Source organism: Pseudomonas sp. AC211 (assembly GCF_979258055.1).
On sequence record NZ_OZ409830.1, the window covers coordinates 321522 to 337375 of the forward strand.

The following is a 15854-nucleotide window of genomic DNA, read 5'->3' on the forward strand; positions in this document are numbered from 1 at the left end:
ACCAAGGGAGCGCTGAAACGGAGACGTTTGGGGTTTACTCGAGGTCGTCCTGACTGGCACTCAACCCGTGTTTACGCAGCTTGTCGTGCAATGTTTTGCGAGGAAGCCCGAGGGCTTCTGCCAGGCTGCGCAACGAGTTATGGGGCCGGGCCAGTTCGGCACTAATCAACGCCCGTTCGAATGCTTCCACCTGTTCGCTGAGGCCTCCGCTGGCGGTCACGGCAGGCGCTGGCGTGGCGCTTTCCAGCGATAGCTCCAGGCCTAAGGCAAAGCGCTCAGCCGCGTTCTGCAATTCACGCACATTGCCCGGCCAGGTATGGCACATCAGCGTGGCGCGTTGGCTGGGTTGCAACTCGCGAACCGGCAACTGGTGCCGTGAGCTGGCTGCTTCGGCGAAGTGTTGAAAGAGCAGTAGCGCGTCTTCGCCCCGTTCGCGCAATGGCGGAATGCGCAAGGGCGCCACGTTCAAACGGTAATAAAGATCGGCGCGGAAACGGCCTTGGTCTGCGCTTTGGCGCAGGTCTTCCTTGCTGGCGGCGATTACGCGGATGTCCAATGGTATCAATTGGTTTCCGCCCAGCCGCTCAACGACACGCTCTTGCAGCAAGCGCAGCAATTTCACCTGCACGTCCAAACTCATGCTTTCGATTTCATCGAGAAACAACGTGCCGCCGTTAGCGAATTCAAACTTGCCGATGCGCCGCTTTTGCGCGCCGGTAAAGGCGCCCGGTTCATGGCCAAACAACTCGCTTTCGACCACCGATTCCGCCAGGGCACCGGCGTTGATGGCGACAAATGGCCCGTTACGCCGGTGGGATAAATCGTGCAGCGCGCGGGCAACGACTTCTTTACCCGTGCCGGTTTCGCCAAGAATCAGTACGTCGGCATGAATGGCTGCCAGGGCGCCGATTTGCTCGCGCAAGCGCTGGATGCTGGGCGACTGGCCCACCAACCGCGCAGACAATTCGCTGCGATCAGCCAATGCCAACCGCAAGCTACGATTTTCCAGCACCAGGCGGCGCACCGCCAGCGCGCGGCGTACGCTGTCGAGCAAGTCGTCACTGGCAAACGGTTTTTCCAGAAAGTCGTAAAGCGCCCGCGCGCATGGCTTGCACCGCCAGCGGCACGTCGCCGTGACCGGTGATCAGCAGCACGGGCAAATCGCTGTCCTGTTCATGCAGCTGCGCGAGCAATTCGAGCCCATCAACGCCTGGCATCCGAATATCGCTCACCACCACCCCGGGCCAGTCGCGCGAAATATTCCCGGCCAGTCCTTTAGCGCTCGCCAGGCTGCACACCTTCAAGCCGGCCAGATCCAACGTTTGGCTGAGGGCTTGGCGCAGGTGTGGGTCGTCGTCGATCAACAGAACCTGAGCACGGCTATCGAAGGCGCTGTCGATCATACGGTGGGATCCTCTGAGGGTTGCTGGGTTACGCCGGGCGCGGCGGTTTTCAGGTGCAGCACAATGTCGGCGCCGCCTTGTGGGTGGTTGGCCAGGTGCAGCTCACCATCTAGCGCGCGCATCAATGTCTCGCAAATCGCCAAGCCCAACCCCAAGCCTTGCGCACTGGTTTTGGTGGTGAAAAAAGGTTCTCGTGCATGCGTGAGGGCGTCGTTGGAAAACCCTGGGCCATTGTCGCGAATGCTCAGGTGCACGCCCTGTTCGTCGCTCACCGCACTGAGCCAAATACGGCGTGGCGGCGCTTTCTCAACCAGCGCATCCAAGGCATTGGCGAGCACATTGCCGAGCACCTGGCGCAACCGGGTTTCGCCAGCTTGCACCCACAGGGTCGCATCGGGCAGGTCGCGAATTAGCTCAACATCCATGGCGCGTCGGCGCTTGGCCAACAGGGCCAAGGCATCGTCTAAAGCCGGTTGTAAGGCAACGCTTTCCGGGGCGTGGCGGTCGCGTCGGGCGAATGCGCGTAGGTGGGCAATGATCGAGGACATCCGCCCCGTCAGCTCGCCGATCAGTTTTAGATTGCCGCGTGCATCATCGGTGCGCTGGTGGTCGAGTAACACCGAGGCGTTCTCGGCGTAACTGCGGATAGCGGCCAGCGGCTGGTTGAGTTCGTGGCTGATGCTCGCCGACATAGTGCCCAATGCCGACAGCTTGCCCGCTTGCACCAATTCATCTTGGGCGCGCAGCAGTTCCTGTTGCGCGTGTTCGCGCTCCAGCACTTCGCTTTTCAAGCGCGTGTTCAAGGTTTCCAGATCCCGCGTGCGGTCGAGCACGCGGATCTCCAGCTCTCGACGAGCCCGCGCGTCGATGGCGATTCGCTCCAGATAATGACGGCGGCGCTGCATCATCAGCCCCAGCAGCAGAATCAGCACTAGCAGGGTCGCGCCGCCCACGGCCACGGCGGTTTGAACCGGCCGTGAAATCTGCTCGGCAGGCGCCAGAATGCTCACCGTCCAGCCGGTTTCTTCCAAGCTGCGGCTTTGAATAATCCAGGCGTTGCCGTTGAGTTTGAGCGCTTGCGGTTCGAGGGTCGGATACGGCTTGTTGGCTGCGATTTCACGCCGTTCCTGCTCGGATAGATCGCGGCTGGCGCGAAAGCGCCAATCGGCCCGAGAGGTCAGAATCACGACGCCGTTGCTGTCGGTGACCAGCAACTGCTCGGGCGTGTTGCCCCAGAGGGTTTCGGTGGTGTCTAGGTCGACCTTTACCACCAGCGCGCCAATCACGTTATCGCCTTCTTTTACCGCCGCGGCGAAGTAGTAACCGCGTTTTCCGGAGGTAGTGCCCAGGCCGAAGAATCGTCCAAGGTGGCCGGTGACCGCTTCGCGAAAGTACGGACGAAACGCAAAGTTACGGCCGACAAAACTGTCGCTTTGCCGCCAGTTGGACGCGGCCAGCGTGGTGCCTTCGGCGTCCATCAAATAAATGGAGTCGGCACCGGTCTGTCCGCGCACCTCTTCGAGCAACTGATTGGCGTGCACTTGCGCGTCCAGATTCTGCGGGTGCGATAACACACCGCGCAGCGCCGGTAGGTCACCTAGAATCGGAGGCAGCACTTCATAACGCCGCAGGCTGCCCAGCAGGTTCGCCACATAGAGGTCTAAGGTCTGGCGATTCTGCTCAACCAATTCGCTGCTGTAGTAACGCTCGGCCAGTTGTTGCAGCGGCCACAGCAGCGGCGCCAGCAGCGCGGCGAGCAGCAATAGACTGCGCCAGCGCGGGCGCCGCAAGGGCGAATTAGTCGGCATCGTGCAAGCAATCGGCAAGCGCGGTTTGCCAGTGCGGCAGGTGCAGATCCCACGCCGATTGCAGCCTCGAACACGCCAGCCGGGAATTAAGCGGGCGCTGCGCTGGCGTCGGGTATTCGCTACTGGCGATGGGCACCAGGCGAGCGCACGGCTTACCCGCATTTTTAAGCTGTTCGCCGATAGCGCTGGCAAAACCGAACCACGACGTTTCACCCAGCGCCGTCAGGTGGTACGTGCCCCACGGCCCAGGCGTACCGCGTTGCCAGCGATCAATCAGGGCGCGCGTCGTGGTGGCGACGGTGCCGGCCCAGGTCGGCGCGCCGATCTGATCGCTGACCACGCGCACCTCGTCGCGCTCTTGCAAGAGGCGCTTCATGGTCAGCAGAAAGTTGCGGCCGTATCGTGAATACACCCAGCTGGTGCGCAGAATCAGAAAGTCGCCTCCAGCGGCGACCACCGCTTGCTCACCGGCGAGTTTGCTCTGGCCATAAATGCTGAGCGGATGGGGCGCGTCTTCCTCCACATACGGCGCGTCCTTGGTGCCGTCGAACACATAGTCGGTGGAATAGTGAATCAACGGCACGCCCAAGGCCTTGGCTTCTTCTGCCAGCACGCCGGGAGCGGTGGCGTTGATCGCAAAGGCTTGCGCGGCGTCCGTCTCGGCGGCGTCAACAGCGGTGTATGCCGCAGCATTGATGATCAGGTCCGGCCGCAGGGCGCGAATGTTAGCGCGCACCGCGTGCACATCCGCCAGGTCCAGCTCGGCGCGACCCAGGCACGTGAGCTCGCCAACACCTTGCAGGCTGCTGAGTAGCGCCTGGGCAAGCTGGCCGTTACGGCCGGTGATGAGCACCCTCATGGAAACAGTTCCGCGTCCTGGAACGGCGTGCCTGCTTGGTCTTTACCGGACAGCTGTGGCGCCTCGCTCAATTCCCAGTCGATGGCCAGCGTCGGGTCGTTCCAGCGGATGCAGCGCTCAAAAGCCGGCGCGTAGTAATCGGTGGTTTTGTACAGGAATTCCGCGAAGTCACTGACCACCAGAAAGCCATGGGCGTAGCCGGTGGGAATCCACAGCTGACGTTTGTTTTCGGCCGACAGGCGCACGCCCACCCACCGACCAAAGGTTGGCGAACTGCGGCGGATGTCGACGGCGATGTCCAGCACCTCGCCGGCGGTCACGCGAACCAGTTTTCCTTGCGCCTGCTCAATTTGATAATGCAGGCCGCGCAACACGCCGCGTTGGGAGCGCGAGTGGTTGTCTTGCACGAATTGGCAGTCGATGCCGGTGGCTGCATTGAACGCAAGGGCGTTGAAACTCTCGTAGAAAAAACCGCGCGCATCACTGAACACTTTCGGCTCGATGATCAGCACGTCAGGCAGTTCGGTCGGGGTAACCTTCACACCTGTTCTCCGGCCAAACGATAGAGGTACTGACCGTAGCCGGTTTTGCCGAATGCCTTGGCCTGCATCAGCAGTCCGTCGCGGTCGATCCAGCCATTCTGGAACGCAATCTCTTCAAGGCACGCCACCTTCAGGCCTTGCCGGTGCTCGATGGTTTGCACGTATTGCGATGCGTCGAGCAGGCTGTCGTGGGTGCCGGTGTCCAGCCAGGCAAAACCGCGACCGAAACGTTCGACGCGAAGATCACCGCGCTGCATGTACGCGTTGTTCACGTCGGTAATTTCTAATTCGCCACGGTGCGAAGGTTTCACGGCTCTGGCAATTTCGATCACGTCGTTGTCGTAAAAATACAGGCCAGTCACGGCATAACTGGACTTGGGCTGGGCGGGTTTTTCCTCAATGGAAACCGCCGTGCCGTCAGCGTCGAATTCGATGACGCCGAAGCGCTCCGGGTCTTTTACCCAATAACCAAACACCGTTGCACCGCTGGCGTGGCTGGCGGCGCGCTGAAGCTGCTCGGTGAATCGATGACCATGGAAAATGTTATCGCCCAGAATCAGACACACCGAGTCGTCGCCAATGAACTGTTCGCCAATCAAAAACGCCTGGGCCAAACCGTCGGGCGAGGGTTGCGCGGCGTAGCTGAAATTGACGCCGAACTGGCTGCCGTCGCCGAGCATTTTTTCAAATTGCGGTAAGTCGTGGGGCGTGGAAATAAGCAGGATGTCCTTGATGCCGGCCAACATCAGCACGGAGATCGGGTAGTACACCATCGGCTTGTCATAAATTGGCAGCAACTGCTTGGAGACGCCGAGCGTGATGGGGTGCAAGCGCGTGCCTGAACCGCCGGCCAAGATGATTCCTTTCATTGTGCAGTGCTCCGCATGATTGCTACTCCGATGTGGCGCCGAGGCGTTCGCGCTGATAGCTGCCGTCTTGCACATGGCGACACCAGTCGAGGTTATTCAAGTACCACTGCACGGTTTTGCGCAGTCCGGTGGCAAATGTTTCTTGCGGCACCCACCCCAGTTCGCGTTCGATCTTGCTGGCATCGATGGCGTAGCGCAGGTCATGCCCGGGGCGATCTTTTACGAACGTAATCAAGTGTTCGTAGCGTTCCACGCCGCTCGGTTTTCCCGGCGCCAACTCCTCGAGCAGGGCGCAAAATGGCGCGCACCACGTCGATGTTTTTTTGCTCGTTGTGGCCGCCAATATTGTACGTCTCGCCAACCTTTCCCTCCGTCACCACTTTAAGCAGTGCGCGGGCGTGGTCTTCAACGAACAGCCAGTCTCGAACCTGCGCTCCGTTGCCGTAAACCGGCAGTGGTTTGCCTTCCAACGCGTTGAGGATTACCAGCGGAATCAGCTTCTCTGGGAAATGATACGGACCGTAGTTGTTGGAGCAGTTGGTGACCAATACAGGCAGGTTGTAGGTGCGCTGCCAGGCGCGTACCAGGTGGTCCGACGCCGCTTTGCTGGCGGAGTACGGCGAGCTGGGCGCGTAAGGCGTGGTTTCTGTGAACAGGTCGTCGACGCCATGCAGATCGCCGAACACTTCATCCGTGGAAATATGGTGGAAGCGAAACGCCTGTTTCGCACCGTCTGCCAGACCTTGCCAGTAGCTGCGAGTGGCTTCGAGCAGGGCGTAGGTGCCGACGATGTTGGTTTGAATAAAGGCCGATGGGCCGTCAATGGAGCGGTCGACATGCGACTCCGCCGCCAAGTGCATGACCGCTTCTGGCTGGAACTCATCGAGCAGGGCGCGTACGCCGGGTTGATCTGCGATGTCGAGCTGCGCGAAACGATAGCGCGAGTGACTGGCAATGCTGGCGAGGGACTCGAGATTGCCGGCGTAGGTCAGCTTGTCGAGATTGAGCACCTGGTGCTCAGTGTGGTGCAGCAGATGGCGAATCAACGCTGAGCCAATGAAGCCCGCGCCGCCCGTAATCAGAATTCGCATGCCGGAAGGCCTAGTGAGTTCGCAGGCGCCTAGCTTGTCGGCACGTTGCGCAAGAAGCAAGCCTGACGGGCACTGGAGCGCAGACGGCAAAACGCCGCCGCGGGTGAGGCGGCGGCGTTTCGTCTTCCTACTTGGCCTGTGCTTTTTTCGCGGCGGCCGTGGCGGTGGCTTTCGCTGCCGCACGTGCGGTTACGTTCGACGCCGGCACCTGGATGATGATCGGGTGGTCGGTAACGCTGACTCGCACCGAGTTCACGTTGCGCAAGGTTTGAATCGGCTCCTTGCCAATGATCGGGTCATAAATGTTCACCGTCGTCTGCACTTCACCCAGGTTTACCCCAACCAACGTTGGCGCGCCGGGCACGCCTTCCGGCTCAGCCCAGACAATAATGTTGGTTTCGGTGTTGGCCTTGATGATCGCCATGCTGTTGCCGGTGCTGGGAATGCCCACCGTCGAGTACTGCAAGATTTTCAACGGCTCGAACGTGGCCGCATCGGGCGCCGGGTCGGCCAGAATGCTGTTCATGTTATGCAGCGCGGTGGCGGCGGACGTTGGCGCATTGTCAGCCTTGCTAAACAGGCCGTAACCGTCGTTTTCGTCCATCAATTGATACACGTAAGTGCGGTAGATATCGTTGAACGCACCGCTGACAAAAATGTTCAGCAACCAGGCAGCGCTCTGCTGCGAATTGGTTTTCGGCGACTGATAACCCGTTTCCGTATACACCGCAGGCCCCTTGCCGCCGGGTGTATTGCCCAGCGCTACGCTGCGTTTCATCCAGCGGGTTGGCGGCTTGGCAGGGCCCGGGTAGGGATGCTGGTTGTTGTAATCGGCAAGGCCGGGCGTCACGGCTGGGTCCGGCCCCTTCGGAATGCCGCCCGCGTTAAAGCCGGTGAAATAAAAGACTTTGACGTTTTGCAGCAGCGGATGTGATTTGGTCTGCTTGTACAGCTCGGCCTGATAAGACAGCGCCGCCGGCAAACCTTTGGTGCCATCCGGCGCCCATGTCAGCGGAAAGTTGTTGATCTCGTTAGGACCTTCAACCGCCAGGGTGGAACCCGGCACCGCCGTTTCGACCTTGGCCACGTTACTTAGAAATGTGGAGATGGTTTGCGGCGAGCGGGTGCTGCCCACGGCGCTGATGTAGTTCCACTTGATGCCCGCCTTGGCGAGCACGGTGTAGTACTGGTAGGGCGGATTGCCCCAGAAACTATTCAAGCTGTCGCGGGCATTTTTGATGCCCAGGTAATTCATATCCGCGATAACCATGGACGGTTTCGAGTAATTCGAGGACCCCTGACTGACGTGCAAATTCACGCCTTGCGAATCAATAAAATCAGCCGCGCGCATCAGTGTCGCCGCGTGCGTCGCTTGCATCGTACATGCGCCTGCGCTGAGCAGGAGCAGCAGGGTTGTAGAGCGAACAGTCGTTTTCATGAGCTACCCCCTTTCAATGAAATTCAGCGATGGTAAGAAAAACGCTAGTTGGCCTGTCGGGCACTGTCGAAACTGTCGTGCCAAAAGCCGTAAGGTATCCGCTGAACGGCTCGTTTTAGACGCCTTTGGCAATAAAGTTTATTGCCAAAAAATACCGGAACTCGATGACTGTTTCGCTGACGCGCCCGGGACCGCCAACCTGGTAGCACTCACTTGCAATGAAGCGGCCAAGACCCCGTTCCGGCCGCCACGCTCAGACGAGCTGCGCATCGTCACGCATCCGGCGTCAGCGCCCGCATAAGCAAACCGAAGTGCACATCCGTTGCCGGCGGCACGGCAAGGTACATCACATGACCATCGCCCGGCGCGACGCTCGCCTGTTCGCCGAGCTGCGTCTGCAGCGCTGTCAGAGTGAAGTGTTGGTTGCCACGCGGCGTCATCAGTTCCAATTGATCGCCAATGGCGAAGCGATTTTTGACCCGCACCTGAGCCAGTTCCCCGCGCCATTCTCCGGTGAGCTCGCCGACGAACTGTTGGCGCTCGGCCCGCGAGTTGCCGCTCTGATAATTCTGATATTCATCATGCACATGGCGGCGCAGGAAGCCTTCGGTGTAACCGCGGTTTGCCAGCGACTCCAGTTCGGTAAACAGCTGCGCATCGAACGGCTTGCCCGCCACTGCGTCGTCGATTGCGCGGCGATAAACCTGGGCGGTGCGGGCCACATAAAAGTGGCTTTTGGTGCGGCCCTCGATCTTCAGCGAGTGCACGCCCATTTGCACAAGGCGCGGCACATGCTGCACGGCGCGCAGGTCTTTGGAATTCATGATGTAGGTGCCGTGCTCGTCTTCAGACGCCTCCATCAACTCCCCGGGACGGCTATCGTCCTCGAGTAAAAACAGCCGGTCGGTACTCGCACCTTCGCCCAAGGTGGGTGTGCAGGTCCGCACGGTTTGTCCCAGCTCATTCGCCTGGCCCTCATGCGCTTGGTACTTCCAACGACACGCGTTGGTGCAGGTGCCCTGATTTGGGTCGCGATGATTGATATAGCCCGACAGCAAACAGCGTCCCGAATACGCCATGCACAGCGCTCCGTGCACGAACACCTCCAGCGCCATGGTCGGTACCTGACGACGGATTTCTTCGATCTCGTCCAGCGACAACTCGCGCGACAGAATCACGCGGCTCAGCCCCTGCTGCTGCCAGAACTTCACGCTGGCCCAATTCACCGCGTTGGCCTGAACGGACAGATGAATCGGAATCTCCGGGAAGTGACCGCGCGCCAGCATTATCAGGCCGGGGTCGGACATGATCAGCGCATCCGGCCCCATCGCCACCACGGGCGCCAGGTCTTTGAGAAAGGTGCGTAATTTGGCGTTATGCGGAGCAATGTTCACCACCACATAGAAGCGCTTGCCCTGGGCGTGGGCCTCGGCAATACCGAGTGCCAGGTTGGCGTGATCGAACTCGTTATTGCGAACCCGCAAGCTGTAACGGGGCTGACCGGCGTAAACGGCGTCGGCGCCATAGGCGAAGGCGTAGCGCATGGCCTTTAACGTACCGGCAGGGCACAGCAATTCAGGAGAATGGGAAGAGTGCATAGAGAATCGCCTGACAGAGTTAGGGCGCGCGATTCTAAAAAGGGTGGAGGGACCGGGTATTGATATACGTCTACGGGCGTGAGCCGGAAGGTACGTTCGCCGGTCCGAAAACAAAAAAGGCCTTCGATTTCTCGAAGGCCTTTCTTTTATATGGTGCCGGCACCAGGAATCGAACCCGGGACCTACTGATTACAAGTCAGTTGCTCTACCAGCTGAGCTATACCGGCATTTCAGGGCCGCCATTATATCCATTAGAAGCGGCGAGTAAAGGCCTGATCTACGGTGATTTTTTGCTTGGATTTGAACGTGTCGGCATGGGCTTATGCACAATTGCGATGAGACGTAGCGCAAGCCAGCCCATTTAATGTGAGTACTTGACAAGCGCCGCTAACTTACTGGTTTTGTTGATGTTTTACGTCTGATTAAAAAATAATCACGTTTTGCGAGCCCTAGTAGCACCGGGCTTTGCCGAGGTTGCCCAGAAACTATCAACAAAGTTATCCACAGATTGTGTGGGCAACTTTTAGCGTTCTGCCAGAAGCATCAGGTTGCGTGGGCTGACATGCCCTACGCAGAACTGTCCGAGGTGAACGCCGTAGCCGCGCTGTTGCAAAAACAGGGCGCGGTCTAGCAATAGCCAGATTTCGAGCGGTCGTCGAAACAGGCCGCGCACCAGTTCCAAATTGCGCACCTCGGCCAGGCGCGCCCAGCCTTTCTGTTCGAGGGCTTTCCAGTCGCGCGGGGCGGGAGCGGGCAGTGCTTTGAGTTGGGCAAGGTCGCGGCAGTAGTCGGCGAAGTCTTTGTGTAGCCAGGCGACTGGCAACGACGGTGTCGGCAGGTAGTCGTCCACTGCGCGCAGTTCACGTTGCAACAGGTCGAAGGCCAGGCGGCGGGCCATGGAGGTGTCGCGTTGGCGTCGCACGCGCGCACCTGCGGTGACGGTTTCGCTTAGCGGCAGGCCGAGGTCGTCGATGGATAGTTGCAATGCCGAAGCCTGGCCCGCTGTGGATAACGCCTGGTAGTGCGTGGCCGCGATGCGGTTGTAGCAGCATGGCGCGACGGCCAGTTGCCGGCAGCTGGCGTTGCTCGCCAGGCGAAGCAGACGCACGTGCAGGTCGCCGCATGCATGCAGGGCAACCGGTGTTTGCTCTGGGTGAACGTGCTGGTTGGCGGTTTCGGCGAGCACGTCTTGTTCGATGTGCTGGCTGTTTATCCCGCGGCGACGTGCCAGTTGGATGCCCGCTTCTACCAGCGTCGCGTCGTGTTCCAGGCAGGTAAGCGGCTGGCCTTCGAGGGCCAGCAAATGGCCCAGGTGTCCTTTGCCGGCGCACCAGTCCAGCCAGTGCTGGGGTGGTTCAGCAAAATTCAAGCAACTGGCGAAGGCCTGAATCTGCTCCCATTTGCGGCCCGGAATGTCGACTGAGAAATGGGCCGACGGTGCGGCTCGGTCCGCGGTTGGCAATGCACCGACGTTAGCCAATGCGGCGGACTGCGCGGCCAACTCACCGAACGGTGCGGGCGCTTGCAGCTGCTGCGGGTGATTGTGCGCCGCCTCGGCCTCGGCCAGTGAGCGGCCGCGCAACCAGGCCGCAAGCTCGGGGTGATCCGCCTCCCACGGCAGTTGCAGGTGGGTAAACGGTCGCGGTCGCCAGAGCGGTTGATAGCGCAGCAGAAAATCATCCAGCGCGTGAAAGCGCTGCAGCAAGGCGGAGCCTGTGAGTACGGCGGAGTCGGTCATGGCGAACAGCTTGAGGGTGGCGATTGCCCATGGCCGAGGCGGCGCATGGGCGGGCGCCTATTCTAACGGCCTTGCGTGGCGTCGACGCGCAGCCAGTGTTCAAGCAGTTTGAAACCTTTCACCAGCACGAAGGCGATGGCGAGGTAGAAGAGGCCGGCGGCGAAGAAAATCTCTACCGGCAAGTAGGTGCGGGCGATGATGGTGCGCGCCATGCCGGTGAGTTCGAGCAGGGTAATGGTGCTGGCCAGGGCGCTGGCTTTGAGCATCAGGATCACTTCGTTGCTGTAGGCCGGCAGGCCGATGCGCGCGGCGCGGGGAAGAATAATGTGCAGCATGGCTTGCGCGCGCGACATGCCCAGCGCGCGCGCGGCTTCGACTTCGCCCGGCGGCACGGCTTGGATGGCGCCGCGAAGAATTTCCGCGATGTAGGCAGCGGTGTGCAGGGTCATGGTCAGTACCGCGCACCAGTACGGATCGCGCAAATACGGCCACAACGGGCCTTGGCGCACAACGTCGAATTGCGCGGCGCCGTAATACACGAGGAACAACTGCACCAACAGCGGCGTACCGCGAAAGAAGAAAATGTAGCCGTAGGGCAGGGCGCGCACATACCAATGCCGCGAAGCGCGAGCGATGCCCATGGGCAGCGCCAAGATCAGGCCGGCGATCACGGCAAAGGCGACCAGCTCCAGCGTTAGGATGGCGCCGTCGAACAGGCGCGGCAGGTACTTGATGATTACGTTCCAGTCCATCACGCGCTCCGAACGAAGCCGCGGCTGGCGCGTCTTTCGATGAAATACAGGGCGGTCATGGCGACCACCGTCAGGCCGAGGTAGATGAATGCCGCCACCAGAAAGAAGGTGAACGGTTCTTTGCTGGACGTGACCGCGATCTGCGAGCGGCGCATCAACTCTTCCAGGCCGATGACCGACACCAGCGCGGTGTCTTTCATCAAAATCATAAAGAGGTTGCCCAGGCCCGGCAGGGCGATGCGCCACATCTGCGGAAGGATAATCCGCCAGAACGTGCGGCCCTTGGACAAGCCCAATGCCTGCCCGGCCTCACTGTGACCGCGCGGGATTGCCAAAAATGGCGCCGCGGAACACTTCCGTGGCGTACGAACCGAAGCACAAGCCCAAGGCGATGGTGCCAGCGGCAAACGCGCTCAGCTCCAGGCTTTCCATGCCAATGGCTTCGCCGACGCTGCGCATCAGATTGACCGTGCCGAAATAAATCAGCAGCACCCACAGCAGCTCGGGAATGCCGCGCACCAGGGTTGAATACGTGCCGCCGAGCCACTGCAATGGCTTGTGCGGGGATATTTTGGCCAGCGCGCCCAGCAGGCCGAGCACCAGACCCAAACATAGCGCGCTAAGCGCGAGTTTTATGGTCATCAACGTGCCGGCTAAGAGAGCGGGGCCAAATCCATGAAGATCAAAGATCATATGTTCGCCTGCGATCCTCTGGTCGTCGGCCATGCGGCGTTGAAACCGCGACTCACATGCTCACGTACCTAAGTACGCTGCGCTGTTCGCCACGATTTCGCCTTGCCTGGCTCTAGCCCAGAGAGTCTTGAATTGCGGGATTGCAGAAGCCGCTCTGAGAGCGGCTGCAACAGATCAATAAATGCTGAAGGGAAAGTACTTGTCGTTAATTTTCTTATAGGTCCCGTCCGCAATGATTTCCTTCAGCGCGGCATTCAACTTCTCGCGCAGCGGGTCTTTTTTGCGGACGGCGATGGCGATTTTGTCGTTGTCGAAGACTGGGTCGCCTTTGAATTCGAAGCCTTTGCCGGTTTCGCTTTTCAGCCATTCCCAGTTCACGAATTTGTCGGCGAGCACGCCATCCACACGGCCGGATGCCAGGTCGAGGTAGGCGTTTTCCTGGGTGTCGTAGAGCTTGATGTCGACGACGTCAGCCATGTTGTCTTCCAGCCAGGTGCCGGCGATGGTCGCGCGCTGGGCGCCGATGACTTTGCCTTTGAGGCTGGCTTTGTCGGTTTTGAACGGTTTGTCTTTGGCGGCAATGAATTGCAGCTTGTTGGTGTAGTACGCGTCGGTGAAATCGACGGCGTTTTTACGCTCTTCGGTGATCGACATGGAGGCGGCGAGGAAGTCGAACTTCTTGGCGTTCAGGGCGGGAATGATGCCGTCCCAATCGGAGGTGACCACTTCGCACTCGGCCTTCATTTTTGCGCACAAGGCCTGGGCGATCTCCACGTCGAAGCCGCCGACCTGGCCGCTCGCGTCGATCAGGTTGAACGGTGGGTAGGCGCCTTCGGTGCCGATTTTCAGTTTGTCAGCGGCGACGGCACCAGTGCCGAACGCCAGGGTAGCGGCCGCGGCCAGCAGTATCTTTTTGTAGTTCTGCATGGGGTTGTTGCTCCGTGTTAGCGATTGCTGGACATGAATTGCTTGCAGCGCGCCGAGTTCGGATTGCTGAACACCTGCTCGGGCGATCCTTGTTCCTCCACCAGACCCTGGTGCAGAAACACCACTTCACTGGACACCTGGCGGGCGAAATTCATTTCGTGGGTGACCAGCAGCATGGTCCGGCCTTCCTCGGCGAGCGCGCGAATAACGTTAAGCACTTCCTGGACCATTTCCGGGTCGAGTGCCGAGGTGGGCTCGTCGAACAGAATCACTTTAGGTTGCATGGCCAGGGTGCGGGCGATGGCGGCGCGCTGCTGTTGGCCGCCGGACAATTGCGCCGGGTACACGTGGCGTTTGTCGCCGATGCCCACTTTGGCCAGCAGCGCTTCGGCTCTTTCGGTGGCTTCGGCTTTGCTCAAACCCAGTACGCGACGCGGCGCCTCGATGATGTTGTCGAGCACCGTCATGTGCGGCCACAGGTTGAAGTTCTGGAACACAAAGCCAATTTCGCTGCGCAGGCGGTTGATCTGCTTGTTGTCCGCCGCGACCAGTTCGCCGTGCTTGCCCGCTTTGAGCTTGAGCGCTTCGCCGGCCACTAGGATTTCGCCCTTGTGTGGGTTTTCCAGCAGGTTGATGCAGCGCAGAAAAGTGGATTTGCCAGAACCGGAAGAGCCGAGGATCGAGATCACGTCGCCGTCACGGGCGGTAAGCGAGATGCCCTTGAGCACCTCGAGGTCGCCGTAGCGTTTGTGCAGATTACGGATTTCGAGCGCGGGCGTTGCCTCGGCCATGGGGTGTCCTCTTGTTCTTGGGTGCGCTGAATGCGGCGACTTTCCTGGCGAGGCTGCAACCTAGCATAGCGTCGGAAGAGCAGCCAAGACCGCCCAAGTGGCTATTTGGCTGCCTGCCGAAATGGTGTCGCATCGGCGCAAGTGGCTGGCGCGAGGATGCAAAACGAGGCGGCATTTCGTAATGCGGTGTGGGAAAAGGCGTTGCGGTGATCGTTGGGCTTCGCTGCGCTCAACCCAACCTACGCCAGGCTCGTAGGTTGAGTTGAGCAGCGCGAAGCCCAACGATCGTCCACATGTGTAGTCATTTAAGACATATCCATGTTAATTACGCAGCGTCGTTCAACGCTGTGAGGCTGCCATGAAACGCAAGCAATCGATCGAGCAGGTCCGTTGGGACCTGGCCCTGCGTTATCGCCTGATCGAAACCGTGGCGTGGTGGGAGGGGCGGCTAACCACGGGGCATCTGATGCAAAGCTTTGGCATCAGCCGGCAGCAGGCCTCGAAAGATATCAACAGTTACCTCAGCGAATACGCGCCGAATAACCTCGACTACGACAAGCACCTGAAGGGCTACGTGCCCAGCGCAACGTTCAAACCACTGTTTATTGACGACAGCGCCAGCGCCTATTTGCACCTGCTTAACCAAAACCACGAGCGGGCGCCGCACATCGAGGGCTTGGCATTGGCCTATGCCCATACCGAAGTGCTGACCGTGCCCGACCGCTCGGTGCGCCCACAGGTGCTACGCCCGCTGTTGCGCGCCTGCCGCGAAGGGCTGCGTTTGGAGTGTGAATACGTGTCGCTGGCCAATCCGCTCGCCGAGACGCGCCTGATCGCGCCGCACACGTTGGTGTACACCGGAATGCGCTGGCACGTGCGCGCCTATTGCGAGAAGAACCGCGACTACCGCGATTTTGTATTGAGCCGCCTGCGCGGCGTGCCTGATGTGCTGGATGAGTCCGAACACGGCATTGAGTCCGACGCCGGCTGGGCGACCCAGGTCGACGTGATTATCGAGCCGGACTCACGCCTTAGCGCCGAGCAGAAAGCGATCATCGAAATCGACTACGGCATGCACGAGGGCCAGCTTCGGGTCGCCAGCCGTGGCGCGCTGGTGCAGTACGTGCTGCAGCGCTACCAACTCGACGCGACCAAGGTGCAAAGCAAAGCCAGCGCCCAGCAAATTGTGGTGGCCAATATCGATGCCTTGCAGCCTTGGCTTTACTAACGCGCCCACTTACTCGGCCGAGCCGTAAGCCAGATGCGCCGTCAGCCAAAAGAAGGCGGCAACGGCCAGCAGAATGTGTGCGTTGTTTAGGACAGCATTGAGCAACCACATGATCAA

At 60.1% G+C, this 15854-nt stretch carries 11 protein-coding genes, 1 tRNA gene and 3 pseudogenes; 1 reads left to right on the forward strand and 14 read right to left on the reverse strand.

The genetic code is table 11. From position 1 onward, the window contains the following. Positions 1 to 34: 34 nt before the first annotated feature. The 14 genes and pseudogenes from dctD to ACZZZP_RS01670 form a co-directional block, all read right to left on the reverse strand. A pseudogene (gene dctD / locus ACZZZP_RS01605) lies at positions 35 to 1403 on the reverse strand (two-component system response regulator DctD). Beyond that, complete coding sequence (locus tag ACZZZP_RS01610) at positions 1400 to 3211, reverse strand: sensor histidine kinase (RefSeq protein WP_463384618.1); 1812 nt, start codon at positions 3209 to 3211, stop codon at positions 1400 to 1402. Before ACZZZP_RS01610 ends, dctD begins: the two are co-directional and overlap by 4 nt. Beyond that, positions 3201 to 4070, reverse strand: coding sequence for a dTDP-4-dehydrorhamnose reductase (gene rfbD, locus ACZZZP_RS01615; RefSeq protein WP_463384619.1), 870 nt, complete (start codon positions 4068 to 4070; stop codon positions 3201 to 3203). Before rfbD ends, ACZZZP_RS01610 begins: the two co-directional genes overlap by 11 nt. After that, on the reverse strand, positions 4067 to 4612 hold the full coding sequence (rfbC, locus tag ACZZZP_RS01620) for a dTDP-4-dehydrorhamnose 3,5-epimerase (protein WP_122493482.1): 546 nt from the start codon (positions 4610 to 4612) through the stop codon (positions 4067 to 4069). Before rfbC ends, rfbD begins: the two co-directional genes overlap by 4 nt. Further along, positions 4609 to 5481, reverse strand: coding sequence for a glucose-1-phosphate thymidylyltransferase RfbA (rfbA, locus tag ACZZZP_RS01625; RefSeq protein ID WP_463384620.1), 873 nt, complete (start codon positions 5479 to 5481; stop codon positions 4609 to 4611). Before rfbA ends, rfbC begins: the two co-directional genes overlap by 4 nt. Positions 5482 to 5503: 22 nt before the next feature. Next, positions 5504 to 6572: pseudogene (gene rfbB, locus ACZZZP_RS01630) on the reverse strand (dTDP-glucose 4,6-dehydratase). A gap of 127 nt (positions 6573 to 6699) precedes the next feature. Then, positions 6700 to 7950: a hypothetical protein gene (locus ACZZZP_RS01635; protein ID WP_463384622.1), complete on the reverse strand. Its 1251-nt coding sequence runs from the start codon at positions 7948 to 7950 to the stop codon at positions 6700 to 6702. 332 nt (positions 7951 to 8282) lie between these two features. After that, positions 8283 to 9608: a prephenate-dependent tRNA uridine(34) hydroxylase TrhP gene (trhP, locus tag ACZZZP_RS01640; protein WP_463384623.1), complete on the reverse strand. Its 1326-nt coding sequence runs from the start codon at positions 9606 to 9608 to the stop codon at positions 8283 to 8285. 151 nt (positions 9609 to 9759) lie between these two features. Beyond that, positions 9760 to 9835 (reverse strand) — tRNA-Thr (locus tag ACZZZP_RS01645). Positions 9836 to 10131: 296 nt separating this feature from the next. After that, the gene (locus tag ACZZZP_RS01650; RefSeq protein WP_463384624.1) at positions 10132 to 11346 is read right to left on the reverse strand and encodes a methyltransferase; all 1215 of its coding nucleotides are present in this window, start codon (positions 11344 to 11346) and stop codon (positions 10132 to 10134) included. A 62-nt stretch (positions 11347 to 11408) separates the two neighbouring features. Further along, a complete protein-coding gene (locus ACZZZP_RS01655) occupies positions 11409 to 12098 on the reverse strand; it encodes an ABC transporter permease (RefSeq protein WP_463384625.1) in 690 nt (229 codons plus the stop codon). Further along, a pseudogene (locus ACZZZP_RS01660) lies at positions 12098 to 12791 on the reverse strand (ABC transporter permease). The gene ACZZZP_RS01655 and the pseudogene ACZZZP_RS01660 overlap by 1 nt, the downstream one beginning before the upstream one ends. A 174-nt stretch (positions 12792 to 12965) precedes the next feature. Next, the gene (locus ACZZZP_RS01665; protein ID WP_463536209.1) at positions 12966 to 13718 is read right to left on the reverse strand and encodes an ABC transporter substrate-binding protein; all 753 of its coding nucleotides are present in this window, start codon (positions 13716 to 13718) and stop codon (positions 12966 to 12968) included. Between the two features lie 17 nt (positions 13719 to 13735). Then, entirely contained in the window at positions 13736 to 14509 is a 774-nt protein-coding gene (locus tag ACZZZP_RS01670) for an ABC transporter ATP-binding protein (RefSeq protein ID WP_122493474.1), read from the reverse strand. A gap of 358 nt (positions 14510 to 14867) precedes the next feature. Between ACZZZP_RS01670 and ACZZZP_RS01675 the strand changes: the two genes are divergently transcribed. Further along, positions 14868 to 15737 (forward strand): helix-turn-helix transcriptional regulator, encoded by an 870-nt coding sequence (locus ACZZZP_RS01675; RefSeq protein WP_463381594.1) that lies wholly within the window; start codon positions 14868 to 14870, stop codon positions 15735 to 15737. The last annotated feature ends 117 nt before the right edge of the window (positions 15738 to 15854 follow it).

Coding starts and splice junctions, on each gene's coding strand:
- ACZZZP_RS01610 (WP_463384618.1), bottom strand. CDS start 3,211: ATGCCGACTAATTCGCCCTTGCGGCGCCCGCGCTGGCGCAGTCTATTG.
- rfbD (WP_463384619.1), bottom strand. CDS start 4,070: ATGAGGGTGCTCATCACCGGCCGTAACGGCCAGCTTGCCCAGGCGCTA.
- rfbA (WP_463384620.1), bottom strand. CDS start 5,481: ATGAAAGGAATCATCTTGGCCGGCGGTTCAGGCACGCGCTTGCACCCC.
- ACZZZP_RS01635 (WP_463384622.1), bottom strand. CDS start 7,950: ATGCAAGCGACGCACGCGGCGACACTGATGCGCGCGGCTGATTTTATT.
- trhP (WP_463384623.1), bottom strand. CDS start 9,608: ATGCACTCTTCCCATTCTCCTGAATTGCTGTGCCCTGCCGGTACGTTA.
- ACZZZP_RS01650 (WP_463384624.1), bottom strand. CDS start 11,346: ATGACCGACTCCGCCGTACTCACAGGCTCCGCCTTGCTGCAGCGCTTT.
- ACZZZP_RS01655 (WP_463384625.1), bottom strand. CDS start 12,098: ATGGACTGGAACGTAATCATCAAGTACCTGCCGCGCCTGTTCGACGGC.
- ACZZZP_RS01665 (WP_463536209.1), bottom strand. CDS start 13,718: ATGCAGAACTACAAAAAGATACTGCTGGCCGCGGCCGCTACCCTGGCG.
- ACZZZP_RS01670 (WP_122493474.1), bottom strand. CDS start 14,509: ATGGCCGAGGCAACGCCCGCGCTCGAAATCCGTAATCTGCACAAACGC.
- ACZZZP_RS01675 (WP_463381594.1), top strand. CDS start 14,868: ATGAAACGCAAGCAATCGATCGAGCAGGTCCGTTGGGACCTGGCCCTG.